Source organism: Paraburkholderia phytofirmans (assembly GCF_046028095.1).
Classification (GTDB): domain Bacteria; phylum Pseudomonadota; class Gammaproteobacteria; order Burkholderiales; family Burkholderiaceae; genus Paraburkholderia; species Paraburkholderia phytofirmans_A.
Map to the genome: position 1 here is coordinate 609,492 of NZ_JAQQDJ010000004.1, position 20,102 is coordinate 629,593.

Annotated in this window: 13 protein-coding genes; 6 read left to right on the top strand and 7 right to left on the bottom strand. The window is 62.5% G+C overall.

The annotated features are described in order from the left end of the window. The first annotated feature begins 120 nt into the window (after positions 1-120). The 3 genes from PQR54_RS15380 to PQR54_RS15390 are packed head-to-tail and all read left to right on the top strand — an operon-like array spanning position 121 to position 4,638. Positions 121-1,491, top strand: a complete 1,371-nt coding sequence (locus tag PQR54_RS15380) for a lysine N(6)-hydroxylase/L-ornithine N(5)-oxygenase family protein (protein ID WP_408246985.1) — start codon at positions 121-123, stop codon at positions 1,489-1,491. A 45-nt stretch (positions 1,492-1,536) separates the two neighbouring features. After that, the gene (locus PQR54_RS15385; protein WP_408246986.1) at positions 1,537-3,762 is read left to right on the top strand and encodes a TonB-dependent siderophore receptor; all 2,226 of its coding nucleotides are present in this window, start codon (positions 1,537-1,539) and stop codon (positions 3,760-3,762) included. Between the two features lie 33 nt (positions 3,763-3,795). Beyond that, positions 3,796-4,638 (top strand): formyltransferase family protein, encoded by an 843-nt coding sequence (locus PQR54_RS15390; RefSeq protein ID WP_408246988.1) that lies wholly within the window; start codon positions 3,796-3,798, stop codon positions 4,636-4,638. Positions 4,639-4,709: 71 nt separating this feature from the next. Here the strand turns inward: PQR54_RS15390 and PQR54_RS15395 are convergent, their stop codons facing one another. Beyond that, entirely contained in the window at positions 4,710-6,431 is a 1,722-nt protein-coding gene (locus tag PQR54_RS15395) for an MFS transporter (protein WP_408246990.1), read from the bottom strand. Positions 6,432-6,558: 127 nt separating this feature from the next. On the opposite strand from PQR54_RS15395, the gene PQR54_RS15400 reads away from it, so the two are divergent. Continuing rightward, positions 6,559-7,497 (top strand): LysR family transcriptional regulator, encoded by a 939-nt coding sequence (locus tag PQR54_RS15400; RefSeq protein ID WP_408246992.1) that lies wholly within the window; start codon positions 6,559-6,561, stop codon positions 7,495-7,497. Here PQR54_RS15400 and PQR54_RS15405 read toward each other — a convergent pair. Next, on the bottom strand, positions 7,494-9,677 hold the full coding sequence (locus tag PQR54_RS15405) for a TonB-dependent siderophore receptor (protein WP_408246994.1): 2,184 nt from the start codon (positions 9,675-9,677) through the stop codon (positions 7,494-7,496). The two genes, PQR54_RS15400 and PQR54_RS15405, sit on opposite strands and share 4 nt — an antisense overlap. Before the next feature lie 414 nt (positions 9,678-10,091). Between PQR54_RS15405 and PQR54_RS15410 the strand changes: the two genes are divergently transcribed. After that, complete coding sequence (locus tag PQR54_RS15410) at positions 10,092-12,320, top strand: NADP-dependent isocitrate dehydrogenase (protein WP_408246996.1); 2,229 nt, start codon at positions 10,092-10,094, stop codon at positions 12,318-12,320. A 107-nt stretch (positions 12,321-12,427) separates the two neighbouring features. On the opposite strand, the gene PQR54_RS15415 is transcribed toward PQR54_RS15410, so the two are convergent. The 5 genes from PQR54_RS15415 to PQR54_RS15435 all read right to left on the bottom strand — a co-directional run bounded on the left by PQR54_RS15415 (position 12,428) and on the right by PQR54_RS15435 (position 18,996). Next, positions 12,428-12,658, bottom strand: coding sequence for a hypothetical protein (locus PQR54_RS15415; RefSeq protein ID WP_106300262.1), 231 nt, complete (start codon positions 12,656-12,658; stop codon positions 12,428-12,430). Positions 12,659-13,005: 347 nt separating this feature from the next. Then, positions 13,006-13,824 carry an alpha/beta fold hydrolase gene (locus PQR54_RS15420; RefSeq protein WP_408246998.1) on the bottom strand — a complete coding sequence of 273 codons (819 nt, stop codon included), beginning with the start codon at positions 13,822-13,824 and terminating at the stop codon, positions 13,006-13,008. Positions 13,825-14,008: 184 nt separating this feature from the next. Then, positions 14,009-15,397, bottom strand: a complete 1,389-nt coding sequence (locus PQR54_RS15425) for an MFS transporter (protein WP_408247000.1) — start codon at positions 15,395-15,397, stop codon at positions 14,009-14,011. A gap of 141 nt (positions 15,398-15,538) precedes the next feature. After that, positions 15,539-17,791, bottom strand: a complete 2,253-nt coding sequence (locus PQR54_RS15430; protein WP_408247002.1) for an acetate--CoA ligase family protein — start codon at positions 17,789-17,791, stop codon at positions 15,539-15,541. Positions 17,792-17,799: 8 nt separating this feature from the next. Beyond that, positions 17,800-18,996 (bottom strand): acyl-CoA dehydrogenase family protein, encoded by a 1,197-nt coding sequence (locus PQR54_RS15435; protein WP_408247004.1) that lies wholly within the window; start codon positions 18,994-18,996, stop codon positions 17,800-17,802. Positions 18,997-19,159: 163 nt separating this feature from the next. Between PQR54_RS15435 and PQR54_RS15440 the strand changes: the two genes are divergently transcribed. Beyond that, the gene (locus PQR54_RS15440; protein WP_408247006.1) at positions 19,160-20,011 is read left to right on the top strand and encodes an IclR family transcriptional regulator; all 852 of its coding nucleotides are present in this window, start codon (positions 19,160-19,162) and stop codon (positions 20,009-20,011) included. Positions 20,012-20,102: the final 91 nt, after the last annotated feature.

Below are 20,102 nucleotides of genomic sequence, written 5' to 3' on the forward strand. Positions count from 1 at the left end.
GACGCCGGCAAAAAAGAAAGCCGGCAAGAAACGCAGTCAATAAAACCGCATCAATCACGAAAGATTTTTCACCGGCCCGCGCATGCGGCGCGCCGGCTTCCACCGATAAGGACCTGCGACATGCACAGAGACACCGTATTTGATCTGATCGGAATCGGCTTCGGACCTTCGAATCTCGCGCTTGCCGTGCGCCTCGCCGAAGAGGCCGGCGTGTCGGACCTGGCGCATTGCTTCATCGAACGTCAGCCGGAATTCGGCTGGCATCGTGGCATGCTGCTCGACGATTGCCGGATGCAGATTTCCTTCCTCAAGGATCTCGTGACCATGCGCGATCCGAAAAGCCGCTTTACGTTTATCAATTATCTGTTCGAGCGTGGACGTCTGGCGGATTTCGTCAATCTGAAGAACTTCTATCCGACGCGTGTGGAGTTCCACGATTACCTGAGCTGGGTCGCGGCGTCGTTCGACGATCGCGTGAACTACGGCCAGACCGTGACCGGCATCGAAGCGGTCAGGAGCACCGCGAATACGAACGACGTCGAAGCGCTGCGGGTTTTCTCGCGCGACAGCGAAGGCCGCGAGTGGCAACGCGTGACACGGGCGCTGTCGGTCGGCATCGGCGGCGGTCCGCAAGTGCCGGAAGCATTTGCCGCGCTTGGCACGCACAACATCGTGCATTCGTCGCAATACCTCACGTCCATCGACCGTACGGTCGGACCCGCGGACGGCGCGCGAAAACGCGTGGCGGTGATCGGCGCGGGACAGAGCGCCGCCGAGGTGTTCGTCGATCTGACGCGCCGCTTCCCGCACGTCGATGCAAGCCTCGTCATCCGCTCGAGCGCGCTGAAACCCGCCGACGACAGCCCGTTCGTCAACGAGATTTTCAACCCCGCCTTTACCGATATCGTCTACGCGCAGCCGCGCGACGGCCGGCGTTCGCTGATCGAGCGCTTTCGCGACACCAACTATGCCGTGGTCGACCGTCCGCTGATCGAGCAGATCTACGAAATGCTTTATCTGCAGAACGTATCCGCCGATCCGCGGCACCGGCTGCTGGCGAACACCGGCATTGAAACGGCCGTGCGCACCGCGGGCGGGCAGATCGAACTCACGTTGCGTGATCGTCTGAGCGGCCACGCGCGCGCCGAGCAATTCGACGCGCTCGTGCTCGCGACGGGCTATCGCCGCGACACGCATTTCGACCTGCTGGACGGGCTCGCGCCGCATCTCGGCGATGCGCTTGCGCAAGGCAACGTCGAACGCGATTACCGGCTCGCCACGCCGGCGAGCTTCAAGCCGCGCGTTTATCTGCAAGGCTGCTGCGAAGACACTCATGGGCTCTCCGACACGCTGCTGTCGGTGCTCGCGCTGCGTTCCGACGAAATTGCCACGTCGCTCGCACACCACGCATCGCAAGACCGGTCGGGCGACCGGACACAACAAGCACAAGAAAACGCAACGAGCGTGGGCCGCATGGCCTTCGCTCTTTAATAAAAGCGGCTTTTTTGGCCGCTTAAAAACCTGGAGCATCGAGAGATGGAATGGGCAATCAGCACGCGCCGGAATGCTACCGCCGCTGCTGCTAGCGTGGCGTTTTATGCGGCGACAGCCGCTACCGCACACGCGCAGCAGTCGGCGCAAACCGAGGGCAATGCACGACAGAGTTCCAATGCGAGCCAGCCGGAATTAACGCCGGCCGATACGCTGCCTTCGATCAGCGTCAAGGCGTCGGCGGGCAACGAGGATACGGTGGGCCTCGTTGCCCGTCGTAGCAGTACCGGCACGAAGACCGACACGCCGCTGAAGGAAATTCCGCAGACCATCAACGTCGTCACGGCGCAGCAGATCGAGGAGACCGGCGCGACCAGCATCAACGAGGCGCTGCGCTACATTCCTGGCTTCTCAACTTATGGCGCGGATATTCGCTCCGACTGGTATTCGGTATTGCGCGGTTTCACGCCGACCGTGTTCGTCGACGGCCTGCAGGTGCCCAATACACTCAATCTCGCGAGCTGGCGTGTCGATCCGTTCATGATCGACAGCATCACCGTGCTGCGTGGTCCGACCTCGGTGCTGTACGGCCAGGGCGACCCCGGCGCGATCATCGACGTGCAAAGCAAGCTCGCCAATGGCGAGCGTATTCGCGAAGTGGAAATGCAACTGGGCGACTACGCGCGCAAGCAGATTGCATTCGACGTGGGCGACAAGGTCGATAAGGACGGCACGCTGTCCTATCGTTTCCTCGGCGTGGGACGCGATGGCAATTCGCAGACCGGGCCGAATCCGGAGCAACGTGTTGCGCTGGCGCCGTCGGTGAAATGGCAGCCGAACGCGAAGACGTCGTTGACCGTCGAGGCGAGCTATCTGCAGGATTGGGGCGACGCGTCGAATAACTTTCTGCCTGCACAGGGCACGGTCTTGCCGAATCCGAACGGCAAGATTTCGCCAGATTTGTATACGGGCGATCCGGAGTTCTCGCACTACCGCAAGAAGGAATGGTCGGTGGGCTACCAGTTCGAATACAAGTTCGATCCGGTGTGGACGTTCCGGCAGAACACGCGCTTGATGCATCTCTCGCTCGATCAGGGACAGGTATTCGGCGGCGGCCTCGATCCGGCCGATCCAACCGAGGCGTCGCTGCTGCGCTACGTGGGCCTGTACCAGATGAACTACAGCCGCTTCGATGTCGACAATCAGGCGCTGGCCCGCTTCGGCACCGGTCCGCTCGATCACACGGTGCTGCTCGGGTTCGAATACAACCGGCAGTCGGCCACCGATAGCGAATCGATGGCGACTGGCCCGAGCCTGAACATGTACAACCCGGTGTATACGCCGATCACCAACGCGATCTTCAGCGGACCGGACGCGTTCCCACGCACCGACATCAAGTCGACCATGAATGCGTTCGGCGTGTACGCGCAGGACCAGATCAAGTGGCAACGCTGGGTGCTGACGCTCGGCGGGCGCCAGGATTGGAGCAACACCACGCAGAACGATATCGCTGGCGGCAGCCGTCTCGAGCAGAACGATCATGCGTTCTCCGGGCGCGTCGGTCTCGTCTATCTCGGCGATTACGGATTGTCGCCGTACATCAGTTACTCGACGTCGTTCAATCCGCTGGTGGGCGTGAAGATTGCCGGCGGCGGCATTGCCGAGCCGACTAAAGGCAAGCAGATCGAAGCCGGTTTGCGCTGGCAGCCGGCCGGCAAGAACCTGATGCTGAACGCCGCGGTTTATCAGATCAACCAGACCAACGTCGTCACGCCCGATTTCGCCATCGACCCGACCGGCAGCACTAGCGTGCAAACCGGCGAGGTGCGTTCGCGCGGGATCGAGTTGAGCGGCGTGGGCAATGTCACGCGCAACTTTTCGGTGATCGCCGCGTACGTGTATCAGGACGTGAAGAACATCAAGGCCGGCGACGACACGTTGGGCAAGTGGCCGGTGGATATTCCGCGGCCGCGCCAGATGGCGTCGCTGTGGGGCGACTGGACATGGCATGCCGGGCCGCTGGCAGGCCTCGGCTTCGGCGGGGGCATTCGCTATCAGAGTGGCACGGCGGGCGCCGCCGACAACTCGCTGTACGTGCCGAGCTACACCGTGTACGACGCGGCGGTTCATTACGAAACGCGCAACTGGCGCTTTGCGGTGAACGGCCAGAATATTTTCAATCGCCGGTTCGTGAGCGGTTGCCAGTCTGTGAATACCTGTTTCTATGGGAATCCACGCACGCTGATCGCAACCGCCAAATACGACTGGTAAGCATGTGGCAATGACACACACATAGGAACGACTATGCCGAAGAAGAAACTCGTTTATATCTGGTCGCTGAGAAACGCAGCCGCCGACAAAGCCGGACAGGACATTGCGTACAAGAGCGGCACGCGCTACATGAAGTCGGTGCTGGAGTCGCTCGTCGAGGCGCTCAACGACACCGAACTGGGCGATCAGTACTCGCTCGAAAAAGTCATTTACGACGATGACGCCGGCTCCAGCGTGGATCGCGAGAAACTGAAGGAATACGGCTTCGCTTATGAGCCGGGCAAGCGCTGGTTCTATCCGCCGAATCTGCGTGTGCAGGGCAAGCCGGTCAACGATCTGCTGCTCGCGATTCCATCGACGTACCGGCGTGAGCCGCTCGATGCGCCGGGACGACCGGCAGGCAAGAGCGCTTTCGAAAAGCATCTGCTCGATACGCTGGTGGAGTTGAAGGCCGATATCGTCGTGCTCGACGGGCTGCTGATCATTCTCGACGAACTGGTTCGGCCGGGTGCGCGGTTCTATCGCAAGATCGTGAACATTCATCCGGGCGTGACGCGCGCCGAATCGCCGTACGAGCGGCGCGGCGCGTATGCGACGCTCGATGCGCTCTACGGGGCGCGCGGCCAGAAGGTGGTCGACTGGAAGACGATGGAAACCGTGGCGGTCGAACCGCTCTATTTGACGGGCGCATCGTTTCACTATGTCGACAATGGGATCGATTCGGGCGAAGTGATTCACGACGTGCTGAACACCGAAATCGATAAGGACGATACGATCCTCGAACTGCGCTGGAACAATTTCAATCGCAGTCTTTTCCCGGCGCTGAACGAAGGGCTCGCGATAATGGCGGGGCAAAAGGTGCAAGTCGAGGCGTGAACGGCGGAGCGGCGCGCGGGCGCCGCTCTGAAATTATTCGCTAGCGCACGGCGCCGTCGAAGAGGCGCTGCTTAACACGCGTCGCATCGAGTTGGTTGTTGCTGCTGTTGCGCTGGCACGCATTTCTCGCTGCTTAGCCTTCTCGACGCGCTGCCGGAAATCACGAAACTGAGCGCGGCAAGCACCCACACGCCGACTCCGCCGTAGACCATCACCCAGCCGAAGCCTTGCATCAACGCGGCATGCACGACGCTTCCTGATGGGTCGATTTGGGCCAGCGCGGGCATCCCCGTTCTGACCGCTTCGACATCGCCCGCTGCGATCTTTTCGGCGAGTCTGGCGAGCGGCGCTGCCGTTTCGAGCGTCTTCGGCAATCGCGCTTTCAAACCGGCAAGAATTCCGCCGACCAGAATCGCACCCATCAACGCGATGTTGATCGCGAGCGTAATCATCCGCGCGCTCATATCGATGCCCGACGCCATGCCCGCGCGTTCCGCGGGAACCGCTGCGGTCGTCGTATTGGTGACGGGCGTATTGGTGAGACCGAGGCCCGCGCCCGCGATCACGCAACCTGGCAAGAGCGCCCATAGGTTGGCATGCGCGGCGCCGCTGCCGTAACGCATCAGCATGAAGCCGAGGCCGATCGTAAACAGGCCGGCAGGTATGGCGATTCCCGAGCCGTAACGCAGTGCGAGACGTTCGCCGAGCGGCGGAAACAGCAGCGTCGGCAGCGTGTAAGCGAGCAGCGCCAGTCCGGCGCTCACGCTGTCGTAGCCGAGGCCGATCTGGAAATAGATCGGCAGATAGATCATGAACGGCCAGAAGCTGAAGTTCATGCCCGCCGAGCCCATCAGTGCGCCGGAAAACTGCGGAATCCTGAACACGGAAAAGTCGAACATGGGCCGCGCATTGAGTTTCTCGGCAAACAGAAAAGCCACGGAGGCGACCAACGTCGCCGCGATGATGAAGAGCGCACGCGGATTGCTGAAACCAAGCGCCGGAACCTGCGTGATGAAATACACGAGCCCGAACACCGCCAACGACAACGTGACGATGCCGGCAACGTCGAGCGTGTGCGCATGCGGGTCGCGCGATTCCTGCACGCCGCTGAAAACGAGCGTCAAGGTCACGACAGCGAGGAGCGCGTGCACCCAGAAGACCCATTGCCAACTCGACAACGCCGCGATGGCCCCGCCGATGATCGGCCCAAAGCCGAGTCCGATACCGAAGATGATGCCCCACGCGCTGAATGCGCGAGCGCGTTCCGGCCCGTCGCTGAACTGATGCGATAGCACGGCCACCTGGCAGATCAGCATGGCGCCGCCGCTCGCGCCTTGCAACAGACGCGCGACGATCAGCGTCGGCACGCTTTGCGCGAGTCCGCAGATCAGCGAGGTGATGCCGAACAGCGCGATGCCGATAACGAAGATGCGCCTGCGGCCGAAGCGGTCCGCCAGCGTGCCGGTCGCCATCAGCACCGTGGTCACCGCGAGCGTGTAGGCGTTCATGATCCACTGCATGCCTTTGAAGTCGCCGTGCAGCACGCGTTCGAGCGTCGGCAGGATCACCGGCACGCTGGAGATTTCGAGGCCGAACATCAGCGACGCGAGGCACACCGCGCCCAACGCCAAAGTGTTTTTGCGGAGCGAGAGGAAAGTGGCGGCTTGCGGGGTCTCGTCGCTCGCAACGGTTCGTGCACGGTGCGCTTCGCGCGAAGTCTGTTGACGCTCAACTGCTGCGCTTGTGCCGAGCCGTTCTTCAGTACGTGGCGGCGCGATCGGGTCATGGGACATGGAATTTCACCTCGTTAGTCGATGGGCTCGCCCACCATGGACTGTGTAATATAGGGGGAATTCAGGTCCCTATTGACGCGTAAAAATCCCGGAAATGCGTCTCCGTGGGAACCAATAGGGTAAGCAGATGAGCGACATCCTCGACGGTGTGACGACGTTCGTGCGCGTGGTGGAAACAGGCAGTTTTGCGCTCGCGGCGGAGCGGCTGAACCTGACGCGCTCGGCGGTAGGCAAAGTGATCGTGCGGCTGGAGAAGCGCCTCGGCGTGCGCCTGCTCAATCGCACGACGCGCAGCCAGAGCCTCACCGAAGACGGCCAGGCTTACTACGACCGCTGTGTGCGTGCGCTGGCCGAGCTCGAAGCCGCGGAGGCGGATCTCGACTCCGGACGCCGCGAGCCCCAAGGCCGTTTGCGCGTGAGTGTGCCGCAGGCATTCGGTCATTACTGCGTGGCGCCGGTGCTGCTCGGACTTGCGCGCAAGCATCCGCAATTGAAGATCGACATTTCGATTACCGACCGTTTCGTCGACGTGATCGAAGAGGGTTTCGATCTCGTGGTGCGCGTGGGCCCGCTCGCCGACAGCGTGAGTCTCGCGGCGCGCAAGCTCGGCATGCAGCATGCGAGTATCGGCGCCGCGCCGGCTTATCTCGCACGTCATGGCACGCCCCGCAACGTGGAGGAATTACGCGGCCACGCTGTGATCGCCTACTTGCGAGCAGGGTCGGCGCAGCCGTGGGATGTGGTCGATGTCGACGGGCAAATCCGCCGTGCGCAGGTTCAACCGCAGCTCGGTTTCGACGACATGAAGGGGATAGTGGATGCCGCTCTCGCCGGCTTCGGCCTCGCGTGGCTGCCGAGTTGGCTACTGGCCCGTTATGAGAAAACAGGCGAGCTGGTGACAGTGATGGAAGATTGTTTCCGGCCTGCTCAGGAGATTCACCTGGTGTGGCCGAAAAGTCGCTATCTGGCGCTGAAAACGCGCTGTGCGATCGATGCGCTGGTCGCCGAGATTCCCGCCATGATCGGGGCGCCCGTCGCGGGCGCCCCTCGTTCACGCGATGCTTAGAACTGCAGCGTTGCGCTGGCCACCGCAGTGCGTGTCGGCGACGGCGCTACGTAGTAGCCCCAGGCCGTCGTCCAGTAACGGCGGTTGAACAGATTGTTGATACCCGCGCGGAACGTCACGTCCTTGCCGGCGATTTTCGTCTCATACCGGCCGCTCAGATCGAACGTGGTGTACGCCGGCACGAACTGCGTGTTCTGCGCGTCGACGGCCTGATTGCCGACGTACTTGCCGCCGAACGCCAGCGTCAGCGGACGCAGATACGACGGGTTGTATTCGATCCGGCCCGTCACGGTGAAGCGCGGCGCGCCATAGATGCGCTTGCCTTCCACGGTCGGATCGTTCACGTCCATGGCCTTCGTGTCGAGCCACATCACGCCGCCCAGCACGCGCCATTCGCTCGTGAGCGCGAGCCAGCCGCTCGCGTCGAGGCCTTGATAGCGCTTGGTGCCGTCCTGCACGAAGATGTTGTCGACGTTCGTGTAGTTGTAGCCTTGATCGACGCGGAACAACGCGAGGTTGGCGCCCCACTTGGCGTGATCGGTTTTAAAGCCGACTTCGTACTGCTTGCTGCGCAACGGGCCGAACGTGTCCGGGTAGTTGAGGTTGGTGTTCGACGCGGCACCGCCCTGTTCCAGCGACTCCACGTAGCTCGCGTACAGCGTGGAGTACGGATCGGTCTTGAACATCAGCGCGAAGGTCGGCGTGACCGGGTCCGCCTGATATTGCGACGACACCGCGCCGCTCGGGTCGTACACGTGCTGCTGATATTGCGTGTAGCGCACGCCGACCAGCGCCGACAGACGCGACGTGAGTTGCACGGTATCGCTCGCGTACACGGCGGCTTGCGTGGTGCGCTGCTGACGGTACAGGTCCGAACCGATGCTGACTTCGTCGTTGGTCAGCAAGGTACTGGCGTACAGATTGCCGTTGCCGAGGAAGTAGCCTTCGTTCCAACCCGTGCTGTTGCTGTACTCGCTGGTTTGCGTCTGGAAGCCCGCGCCCACCACGACGTCGTGCTTGATGCTGCCCGTGTTGAAATGGCCTTGCACCATGCCGTCGACGTTCTGATAGAAGTAGCGCGTCATGGCCGCGTAGAGCGTGTTCGAGTAGTTGCCTGCGGCGTCGGAGACGAACAGGAAGCTATCCGAATTGGTGCGGTTCTCCTTGGCGAAGCGGTACTTGATGCTCGCATGCCAGTTTTCGGAGATGCGGTAATCCAGGCCCGTGCCGAACGAGGCCATCTCGGTCTCGTAGTAGTTTTGCGGTTGCGTGAGCGCGTGGGTGACTTTGCTCGCGTCGGGAATGCCGCCGGCATCGGAGCCGAACATCAAGCCGAACAGCGTGCCGTTGGTTCTGCGCTTCTGATAGAACGCGTCGGCGCTCCACGTCAGGTCCGGCGTGATGCGGAAGTCGAATGCGAGCGACGCGACCTGGCGGCGCACGTGGCCGTGGTCTTCCGCGGTGTTGCCGTTTTCGTTGGCGAGGTTCAGGCGATAGCCGAAACGGTCGTCGTTGCCGAAGCGGCCGCCCAGATCGACCGCCTCGCTGAACACGCCGGCCGACTTGTAGCCGACCGAGACGCTGCGGTACGGCGTGTCGGTGGGGCGCTTCAACACGTAATTGACGATGCCGCCCGGCGAGCCGAAGCCATACATGAAGCCCGACAGGCCCTTGAGCAATTCGACCTGCTCGAACGGCTCGAGCGAGAGGTCGGTATCCCATGACGGGAAAGTCTGGCCGTCCACCTTGATGCTGTTCAGCGTGTCGATCGGCATGCCGCGCACGGTGAACATCGAGTTTTCGCTGATGCCGTTGTCGCTGATCACCGAGACCGCCGGATCGTACTTGTACAGATCGTTGGCGGTTGTCGCGAACAGGTCCTGCGCTTCGTCGCTCGTCACGACGTGGGTCGAGAACGGCGTGTCCACCTGCTTGCGCGAACCCAGCGCGCCCGCGCTGACGGTGTCGGCCTGGGCCACAGAGGTGTCTTTTGCCGCCGAGACGCTCACGGCAGGCAGCGTCGCGGCGGCGTCGCTGGCCGCGACCTGCGCCCAGCCCGAAGTCGACAGCGTGGAAAGCGTCAAACCGACGCTGGCCAGAAGCCCCGCGCTCAGCAGCGAGGGAGTGCGGCGTTGGCCGCGCACAAACGCCGGTCGGCCGGCGACAAAGAATTTCTGCATGTTGTTCGAATTGGACAGGGTGACGCCTGTCGCGCACCTGGAAAAGTGCGAAACGGCTTCATCGAAAGCGAGTGGTTGGAGTAATCGAAACGTAAGAACACAGGTGCGTCCAAATGGTAATGCATCTGATTCGCATTAACAATATATTTGTAGAGGGTCATGAGTCATCTATAAGACATCTGTCATAAGACGAGGCTAAATCGTCCCAAAGCCTTATCTGGCGGGGCTCGACCCTGTAGGCGACGTTTCCGGGATATGTTTGTTTAGCAGCGAGTAGAGGAAAACACGCATATACTCACGGCTTGGCCGTAGAAAGTAGTGCCGTGCGTCGCGCCGCAATGTTGTTCTGCCGCAACGCGCTGGTCGGCACCGCCCAACGCTCTGTCTAACACTTCACCTAGCAAAGCACCAAACATGTCCACACCGCCGAAGATCATCTACACCCTGACCGACGAAGCGCCTGCTCTGGCGACTTACTCGTTGTTGCCGATCGTGAAGGCGTTCACGCGCTCGTCCGACGTAATCGTCGAAACGCGCGATATTTCGCTCGCCGGCCGGATCATCGCTGCATTCCCCGATTACCTGAGCGCGGAACAGAAGGGTCCCGACGATCTGGCGGAACTGGGTGGACTCAGCACGCGTCCGGAAGCGAATGTCATCAAGCTGCCGAACATCAGCGCGTCGGTGCCGCAACTGAAGGCCGCGATCACGGAACTGCGCGATCAGGGCTACAAGCTGCCGGCGTATCCGGACGTCGCGAACACCGACGCCGAAAAAGACGTCAAGGCGCGCTACGACAAGATCAAGGGCAGTGCGGTCAACCCGGTGCTGCGCGAAGGCAATTCGGACCGTCGCGCGCCGCTGTCGGTCAAGAACTACGCACGCAAGCATCCGCACAAGATGGGCGCGTGGAGCGCGGACTCGAAGTCGCACGTCGCGCATATGAGCGGCGGTGATTTCTACGGCAGCGAAAAATCGGCGCTGATCGGCGCAGCCGGTTCGGTGAAGATCGAACTGACGGCCGCCGACGGCTCGAAGACGGTCCTTAAAGAAAAGACAGCGGTGCAGGCAGGCGAGATCATCGACGCTTCGGTGCTGTCGAAGAACGCGCTGCGCAGCTTCATCGAAGCGGAAATCGCCGACGCGAAGGCCAAGGGCGTGCTGTTCTCGGTGCACCTGAAGGCCACCATGATGAAGGTGTCGGATCCGATCATCTTCGGTCACGTGGTGTCGGTGTTCTACAAAGACGTGCTGACCAAGCACGCCGACGCGCTGGCGCAAGCCGGCTTCAACCCGAACAACGGTATCGGCGATCTGTACGCGCGCCTGAAAGGCCTGCCGGCTGAAACGGTCGCGGCGATCGAAGCCGACATCAAGGCGCAATACGAACAGCGTCCGCAACTGGCCATGGTCAATTCGGACAAGGGCATCACCAGCCTGCACGTGCCGAGCGACGTGATCGTCGACGCGTCCATGCCGGCCATGATCCGCGAGTCGGGCAAGATGTGGGGCGCGGACGGCGCACTGCACGACGCCAAGGCCGTGATTCCGGACCGCTGCTACGCAGACGTTTATCAGGCAGTGATCGAAGACTGCAAGAAGCACGGCGCGTTCGATCCGGTCACGATGGGCACGGTGCCGAACGTCGGTCTGATGGCGCAAGCGGCTGAAGAATACGGCTCACACGACAAGACGTTCCAGATCCCGGCAAACGGCGTGGTTCGCGTGACGGACGCAGCCGGCACGGTGCTGATCGAACAGCAAGTGGAAGCGGGCGACATCTTCCGTATGTGCCAGACCAAAGACGCGCCGATTCAGGACTGGGTCAAGCTCGCGGTCAACCGCGCCCGCGCCACCAACACGCCGGCCGTGTTCTGGCTCGACGCGGCGCGCGCGCACGACGCCCAGATCATCAAGAAGGTCGAGCAGTACCTGAAGAACCACGACACCACCGGTCTGGACATTCGCGTCATGACGCCGGTCGAGGCGACCAGGTTCTCGATCGAACGCATTCGCGCCGGCAAGGACACGATCTCTGTCACCGGCAACGTGCTGCGCGACTACCTGACCGACCTGTTCCCGATCATGGAACTGGGCACGAGCGCGAAGATGCTGTCGATCGTCCCGCTGATGGCCGGTGGCGGCATGTTCGAAACCGGCGCGGGCGGTTCGGCGCCGAAGCACGTTCAGCAACTGGTCGAAGAAGGTTTCCTGCGTTGGGATTCGCTCGGTGAATTCCTGGCGTTGGCCGCGTCGCTCGAACATTTGAGCAGCGCTTATCACAACCCGAAGGCGCAGGTGCTGGCCAAGACGCTGGATCAGGCAACCGGCAAGTTCCTCGACAACGACAAGTCGCCGGCGCGCAAGGTTGGCGGCATCGACAACCGCGGCAGCCACTTCTACCTCGCGCTGTACTGGGCGGAAGCACTGGCCGCGCAAACCGAAGACGCGGCGCTGCAGGCGCAGTTCGCCGGCGTGGCGAAGGCTCTGGCTGAGAACGAAGCGAAGATCGTGGAAGAACTGGCTGCGGCACAAGGCAAGCCGGTGGATATCGGCGGTTACTATCGTCCGAATGTCGAACTGACGAGCAAGGCCATGCGCCCGAGCGCCACGCTGAACAAGATCGTGGACGCGATTGCTTAAGGCACTGACGCAGCAGGCTGCACAAAAGTAAGCGGTAAACATGACGATGGCGCTTTCGAGCGCCATCGTCGTTTCTACGCCAACGTGGATAACGGCCATACCGGCCATCACACGTGAACGATTTCCCAATCACTGAGTTTTTCTGGAATCTCGAGCGTCGACGTGTCGTCGCCTTCAGAGAGATGCGGGCAGATCAAGCCGCGCGCGAGGTCGTCCGCTGCTTGTTGTGGGCTGGCAAATTCACCGAGCGTTTCGTTGCCGTAGGTTGCTTCCCAACCGTCCTGGCCCGGCAAAATATAGAAAGCACCCTGATTCGAACCGAAGCGAAAGCCTTTCATTTTTAGTCTCCCAAGTGCCATTTAAAAACCGCGGTGCCGTGGCGGCTTCGTTTCAGAGGTTGGGATTCTTCAGACGGTGTTTTGTCTCTTCCCACTCCGCTCGACTACTGAAGCGCCGGCTCTTGTAAAAGAGTCTACGTCAGCAGGCGGCGGCGCAAGTGGCTGTTGAGTGCTTCGTTTCGTAGAAAATTAGTGTTTATAAATAAAGGCTTATCGTCTTTGTTTCACGATATGCAACGCGGGGCGACATTGCGAAATGCCGAATTTGTGCCACGCACCACGATTTTTTACGAGGCGCGCGATCGTTCCGCATCGTGAAATATTGAGGGTTTCGTGCGACCCCTCAGTCACCCCGCAATCCGCCGCAAGAAATCCAGCACCACGCGATTGAATTGCGCCGGCCGTTGCAGCGGTGCGAAATGGCTTACGCCGGGCAGCAGGATCAATTCGGCGCCGGGAATGCTGCGGGCGAGATAGTCGGCGTGTTCCGGCTTGATGAACTCGTCGTGCTCGCTCTGCACGATCGCGACCGGCACGCGAACCTTTGCGAGATCGTCGGCGGAGTAGTTGGGCTCGGTTTTCATCATCGTGCTGACCGCGGCGACGAATGCCTCGAAGTCGTCCGGTGTCGCCGATAGCTGCGCGTAGTCTTCGGCATGGCGGCTGAAGCAGCGCTCGATCGCGGGCGTCGGCACAAACGGCTTGGTGCCGCTCGGGTCCATATTGCAGCCGAAGAAGAACACACCCGCTACGCGCTCAGGGGCGGTCGCGCCCAACACCATCGCAATGCAGGCGCCGTCGCTCCAGCCCACCAGCGCGGCGCGTTCGAGTTGCAGTGCGTCCATGACGGCCAGCACGTCGGACGCCATCAGCTCGTAGCGATAGGGTCGCGCGTCGCGGGTGCTGCGACCGTGGCCGCGGCTGTCGACGACCACCACGCGACGCCCCGCGTCGAGCAGCGCCGGAACCTGGTAGCCCCAATTGCCGCTGTGTCCGAGACCACCGTGCAGCAGAATGACCGGCGCGCCGGCGCCATACGATGCGTACCAGATGCGCGCGCCTTCGTGCTGGACGTAGCCTTCTTCGGCCGGGACCGGTAGCGGCGCGGCGCCGTGGGCTTCGAAGCGTTGGAGGTCGTCGTCGTGCGGGTGGGTGGAGGGTTCCATTGCCGTTGTCTCCGCTGTGTCGACCGGAGGTGGCGCTTTTAGCGCGCTACTCTGGTCCCATGCAACATGGCTGCGTTGGGGATTCGCTAGGTTGCCAGCGTTGCGACCAGAAGATCAACAGACTTACGACATTTTGCAGTCGGGCCGTGTGGGCACAACTTCCTTCGTCCCCACACTGCTCTTTTTAGTGATTCGTCTGTCCGAGCCCGGTCTGTGCCGCCGCATTGCCGCCAGTCCCACTCACTGCGAGCTTTCTGCCCGGCGCGGGAAACACCACCAGCATCAGCACGACGCCCGCGAGCAAGACGCCAGCCAGTCCGATCAATCCATATTGCGCGCTGCCGGTCTGCGTCTTGACCCAGCCGACGAACGCCGGACTCACGAACCCGCCGGTGCCGCCGAGACTCGTGATCATCGCAATACCGCCCGCTGCCGACGAGCGCGGCAGGAAGGTTTGCGGAATCGTCCAGAACACCACGAACGACCCATACGACGCGGCTGCGGCAAGCGCCAGCAGTCCGACGCCGAGCGTGACGTTATGGCCGGCGGCGGGCAGCAAGGCAAACGCCAGCGCGGTCACGCAGGCGCTCACCGCGACGTGCCAGCGCCGCTCCATGGTCCGGTCCGAGCTGGCGCCCACGACGTAGGTGCCAAGCGCCGCCGCGATAAAAACCAGCGCCGACAACAGGCCCACGTCCAGCACACTGGCGACGCCCAGATCGCGGATGATGGTCGGCGCCCAGAAACCGATCGCGTTGAACGGCATCATCACCGCGAAGTAGACGAGCGCCGCGAGATAAACGCGCGGGTTGGCAAGCGCGCCGCGCAGTCCGTCGAGATGGCCGGTCTGTTTCGCCTTTTCGTCGGCGGCGAGTTCACGTGAGACCAGCGCTTTCTCGTGCTCGTCGAGCCAGTTCACATCATCCGGCTTGTCGCCGAGCATCAGGAAGGCGACGATGCCGAGCGTCACGGCCGGCACGCCTTCGAGCAGGAACAGCCACTGCCAGCCGGGCAAGCCGCCCACGCCCGCCAGCCGCGTCATGATGAAGCCCGACATCGGGCCGCCGACAATCCCGGCCACCGCCGTCGCCATCATCAGGAAGGCGGTGACGCGAGCGCGCCGCGCGCCTGGAAACCAGCAGCCCAGATAAAAGATGATGCCGGGGAAGAAGCCCGCTTCAGTCACGCCGAGCAGGAAGCGCATGGCGTAGAACTGTGTCGGCGTGCGCACGAACATCATCAGACTCGACACCAGCCCCCACGCGAACATGATGCGTAAAAGCGTGCGGCGTGCGCCGATACGCTGCATCCACAGATTGCTCGGCACTTCAAAGAGCACGTAGCCGATGAAGAAAAGCCCCGCGCCCAGACCATATGTCGACTCCGAAAAACCGAGGTCGTGCATGAACTGAAGCTTGGCGAAGCTGATGTTGACGCGGTCGATATAGCTGATCACGTAGCAGAGAAACAGCAACGGAATCAGCCGGAAAAAGATCTTGCGATAAGTGCGTTCGACGTCGACGGACGTGATGTCGTCGGATGTCGATGTGTCTGAATGCGAATAGCCGTGCATGATGGTCTCGCGCGAAAAATGCCAACTGCGGTGAGCGCCGCCGTGTCTGTCGTTACGTGCTGCCAGATGTCGCGCAATAGCGTTGCGCGTCATGCGGCGGCCCGGCGGCGCCCGATCTCAAAGCGGCCCGGCGCCGCTGCACTATCCGTCCACCACGGCCGGCGCGCAATGCTCGCTTTCGTGCATCACGCCGGTGCGGTCCGCAGCGCCGTTCGAGTCGGCAGCGCGCGGCAGCAGGCGCGCCAAAGCGTCGCCGGCGCGCACGCCTTTGCCCGCGGGCAGCACGAAGAGCGGGTTGATATCCAGTTCTCGCAGGCTCGCCTGCTGATCGAGCGCCATCGTGGATAGCGCGACGATGGTCTCCACGAGCGCCTCGATATCGCCGGGCGGCTTGCCGCGCGCACCGTCGAGCATCGCGAACGAGCGCAACTCGCGAATCATCGCGTGAGCGTCCGCATGGGTGACCGGTGCGAGCCGGAAGCTTACGTCCTTCAGCACTTCGGCATAGATACCGCCGAGCCCGCACATGACGGCCGGGCCGAACGATGCGTCGTTTTCGATGCCCACGATCATCTCGATCGCATCGCGGATTTCTTCCTGCACCAGCACGCCCTCGATCCTCGCGTGAGGTACATGACGGCGCGCGTTCCCGACGATTTCGTCGAACGCGGCGGCCAGCGTCGCTTCATCGCGGATACCGACCCGCACGGCGTCGGCTTCGGTCTTATGCGCGATGTCCGGCGACTGCACCTTGATGACCAGCGGAAAACCGATTGCCCGCGCCAGCGTGCATGCTTCGTCACGGTTCTGCGCGAGCCCGCTTTTCGGGGCATCGATGCCGTAGTCGCGCAGCAGCGCTTGCGAAGCGTGTTCGGTCAGGTTCAGGTCGCCATGCTTGCCCTGATTAGCGGCCAGCAACGCATGGGCGTGCTCGACGTCGTAGCGACGCAGCACGCGCGGCATCGCATCGCGCGCCTCTGCCCGCGCGCGACGCGCCTGCGCATAATCGGACAACGCGGCGAAAGCGCGTCCGCAACGAACCGGCGTCGCGTACAGAGGCACACCGTGCGCCTCGATCGTCTCGTACGCTTCGCGGGCCATGTCGCGGCGCGCATTCCAGGCGAGCATCAGCGGCTTGTCGATGCTGCCGTAGACGCGCACGATCGCCGTAGCCATTGCCTGCGCGACTTCGCCGCTCGCTGCCGCGGCCATGATCGCGATGGCGTCGATATTCGGATCGTCGGCGATGATCTGCAAGGCATCCGCGAAAATTTTCGGCTCCGCGAGGATGCCCGCGGTCAGGTCGATCGGATTGTTCAGCGAGGCGAACGCGGGCACGATCGGCTTGAGGCGTTCGAGCGTCGCTGCCGACAACGCGGGCACCGACATGCCGCGCTCAGCGCAGGCATCGGTGATGAGAATGCCGGCGCCGCCCGAGAGCGTGACGACCGCGATCCGCTTGCCGCGCGGCAGGCGTCCGGCTTCGAATGCGCGGGCGTAGTCGCCGAGGTCGGCGACGTCGCTCACTTCGATCACGCCTGTCTGACGGAAGGCCGTGCGATACAGCGCCGAGGCGCCGCCCAGATTCGCCGTATGCGACGCGGCGGCCCTGGCGCCATCGACGGTGTTGCCGACCTTCCAGGCGAGCAGCGGTTTGCCCGCGTCGAGCGCGCGGTTCGCCACGTCGACCAGCCGTCGCGCGTCTTTCAGACCTTCGATGTACGTCGCGATCAGCGAGGTGTGCGGATCGGCGATGCACGCGTCGACGAGATCGAGCAGGCTGACGTCGGCCTCGTTGCCAGTCGTGATGAAGTGCCGCAAGCCGATGCCCAGTTCGTCGGCCATCAGCAGCAGCGCGCAACCGAAGCCGCCGCTTTGCGAAATCAGCGACAGGCCGCCGCGCCGATAAGCGACGCCGAAGGGCGCGCCGAATCCGGCGTAGACATTTGCGCCCGTACTGACGAAACCCTGGCAGTTCGGTCCGATCACGCGAATGCCGTACGCCTTCGCGATGTCCGCGCATTCACGCTGCAGCCCGGCGCCCGCTTCGCCAGCTTCGGCGAAACCCGAGCTATAGACGATGGCGAAGCCCACGCCTTTTTCGCCGCACTGACGCAGCATGTCCGGAACGCGGCGCGCGGCGACGAGGATCAGCGCGAGATCGGGCGTGGACGGCAAAGCGGCGACGCTGTCGTGGCACGCCACGCCGTCGATCTCCGCATATTTTGGATTCACCGGATAGAGCGTGCCCGGGTAACCGTGCTGCATGAGAAAGCGCATCGGCTGGCCGCTGATCGACTTCGGATCGTTCGACGCGCCAATGATCGCAATGGAGCGCGGATCGACAAGCCGGCCGATATCGAGCGCGCCGGCGTCATGGGTTGCTGGGTTCATGGCGGTCCTCATGCCGCACACGCGGCGTCGGCGCGAACTTTCGCCTGATCTCGTTCGGCGGCGCGCCGCAGCGTGATCTTCGCGATGTTCAATTGATGGATCTGCGTGGTGCCTTCATAGATGCGAAAGGCGCGGACGTCGCGGTAAAACCGTTCGACCGCGTTGCCCGCCAGATAGCCGCGTCCACCGAGCATCTGCACCGCGCGATCCGCGACGCGGCCGCACATTTCCGAGGCGAACATCTTGCACATCGACGCCTCCAGCGCGACGTCCTCGCCGGCATCGCGCTTGCGCGCGGTTTCGAGGATCATCGAGCGCGCGGCGTAAATTTCAGTCTGACATTCGGCGATCAGCGCCTGCACGAGCTGGAACTCGGCCACGGGCTTGCCGAACTGCTCGCGCCGCGAGGTGTAGGCGACCGCTTCTTCGAGCATGCGCATGGCCGGTCCCGTGCATAGCGCGGCGAGGTGGATGCGCTGCTTGTTCAGCACTTTCATCGCGGTGCGGAAACCCATCCCTTCCTTGCCGCCGATCAGATTGGCTGCCGGTACGCGGCATCCTTCAAATATGACGTCGCCGACCGGCGAGCCCGCCTGGCCCATCTTGGCGTAAGGCGCACTGGTGGAAAGACCCGGCGTGCCGCGCTCGACGAGAAACGCGGAAATGCCGCCCGCGCCGGGCGTGGCCGGGTCGGTTCGCGCCATCACGGTGAACAGATCGGCAATCGGCGCATTGGTGATGAAGCACTTGCCGCCGTCGAGAATGTAATGATCGCCGTCGCGCTGCGCCGTGGTGCGCAATGCCGTGGCGTCCGAGCCTGCATCGGCCTCGGTCAGCGCGAAAGCGCCGGTGAATTCGCCGGACGCGAGCCGCGGCAGATAGCGCTGTTTCTGCTTGTCCGTGCCGTCGGCGACCAGTGCTTCTGAACCGATGCCGGTGTTGGTGCCCACCCGAGCGCGAAATGCGACCGACGCCTGCGAAAGCTCAAACGCGCCGCGCACCAACTGCTCGGTCGACAGCCCGGCGCCGCCGAAATCGCGCGGAATGCTCCAGCCGAAATAGCCGAGTTCGCGCATGCGTTGAACGAGGTCGGCCGGTACGGCGTCCGTCTGTTCGATCTCGTTCTCACGCGGGATTGCTTCGTCGCGGACGAACTTTGCGACGCCCGCGAGCATCGCGTCGAAGTGTGAGGAATGGCTGGTCATGCTTGTCTCCGTCATGTGAGTCGCTTATCTAGGTCGATTTGTGACTTCACTATCGAAGGTTTACCGGCAGTTGGAGCGATTTGTTCGACTATGCAGAACAGAGTTTGGATATGCAGAACGTGGAGCGCAGAATAGGCCATCATGGAGAAGAGAGGCCAAAGCGATGGCAGCCAACAGCAAGCAGTCCGACGCGGCGGCGCTCGCCAGCGATTACCTGGAATCGAAAGCGCGCTACGTGCCGGACGAATTTGACGGCGACCGCCAGTTCGCCACCACGCTGGCGCGCGGCCTCGACATTTTGCATTGCTTCACGCCGCGCGAATCGCAACTCGGCAATGCCGAACTGGCGGCGCGCACCGGCATGACCAAGGCGACGATTTCACGCTTTACCTACACGCTCACGCGGCTCGGTTATCTGCGCGTCAATCGGATGAATAACAAGTTTCAGCTCGGCTCGGCCGTGTTGTCGCTGAGTTATCCGCTGCTTGCGAGCATGAGCGTGCGCCAGATCGCGCGGCCGTCGATGAAGGAACTGGCGGATCAGATTCGCGGTTCAGTTTCGCTCGGCATGCGTGACCGGCTCAACGTCGTGTATCTGGAAAGCAGCCGCAGCAGTACGCCGCTTGGAATGCCGGCGGATATCGGGCTGAGCTATCCGATCGTGCGAACGGCAATGGGCCGCGCGCTGCTTGCGGCGCTGCCCGCTGAGCGGCGCGAGGCGCTGTGCAATGAAATCGCGGTGAAGTCGCCGCATGAATGGAGCACCTTCCGCGAGCGCGTGCTGAGCGCAATCGACTATTTCTACGAGCGAGGCTTTTGCGTGTCCTACGGCGACCTGCGTCGCGAGATCCATGCCGTCGCCGTGCCGATGAAACCGTCAGCCGATGGCGAGATTCTCGTCTTCAATTGCGGCGTGCCTTCTTATCTGCTGAAGGAGAATCAACTGGAAGGCGATATCGGGCCGCGGCTCGTTTCGATGGTGCGCAGTGTGGAAGGGGCGATGGGGATTTACTGAAAAGGACGAAACCCGGCACGCAGGCCGGGTTTCGTTTTATTGCCATGTCATGCCGCGCCATTGTCACGGCATGACGGATCGAGCGTCATTC

Coding starts and splice junctions, on each gene's coding strand:
- PQR54_RS15380 (WP_408246985.1), top strand. CDS start 121: ATGCACAGAGACACCGTATTTGATCTGATCGGAATCGGCTTCGGACCT.
- PQR54_RS15385 (WP_408246986.1), top strand. CDS start 1,537: ATGGAATGGGCAATCAGCACGCGCCGGAATGCTACCGCCGCTGCTGCT.
- PQR54_RS15390 (WP_408246988.1), top strand. CDS start 3,796: ATGCCGAAGAAGAAACTCGTTTATATCTGGTCGCTGAGAAACGCAGCC.
- PQR54_RS15395 (WP_408246990.1), bottom strand. CDS start 6,431: ATGTCCCATGACCCGATCGCGCCGCCACGTACTGAAGAACGGCTCGGC.
- PQR54_RS15400 (WP_408246992.1), top strand. CDS start 6,559: ATGAGCGACATCCTCGACGGTGTGACGACGTTCGTGCGCGTGGTGGAA.
- PQR54_RS15405 (WP_408246994.1), bottom strand. CDS start 9,677: ATGCAGAAATTCTTTGTCGCCGGCCGACCGGCGTTTGTGCGCGGCCAA.
- PQR54_RS15410 (WP_408246996.1), top strand. CDS start 10,092: ATGTCCACACCGCCGAAGATCATCTACACCCTGACCGACGAAGCGCCT.
- PQR54_RS15415 (WP_106300262.1), bottom strand. CDS start 12,658: ATGAAAGGCTTTCGCTTCGGTTCGAATCAGGGTGCTTTCTATATTTTG.
- PQR54_RS15420 (WP_408246998.1), bottom strand. CDS start 13,824: ATGGAACCCTCCACCCACCCGCACGACGACGACCTCCAACGCTTCGAA.
- PQR54_RS15425 (WP_408247000.1), bottom strand. CDS start 15,397: ATGCACGGCTATTCGCATTCAGACACATCGACATCCGACGACATCACG.
- PQR54_RS15430 (WP_408247002.1), bottom strand. CDS start 17,791: ATGAACCCAGCAACCCATGACGCCGGCGCGCTCGATATCGGCCGGCTT.
- PQR54_RS15435 (WP_408247004.1), bottom strand. CDS start 18,996: ATGACCAGCCATTCCTCACACTTCGACGCGATGCTCGCGGGCGTCGCA.
- PQR54_RS15440 (WP_408247006.1), top strand. CDS start 19,160: ATGGCAGCCAACAGCAAGCAGTCCGACGCGGCGGCGCTCGCCAGCGAT.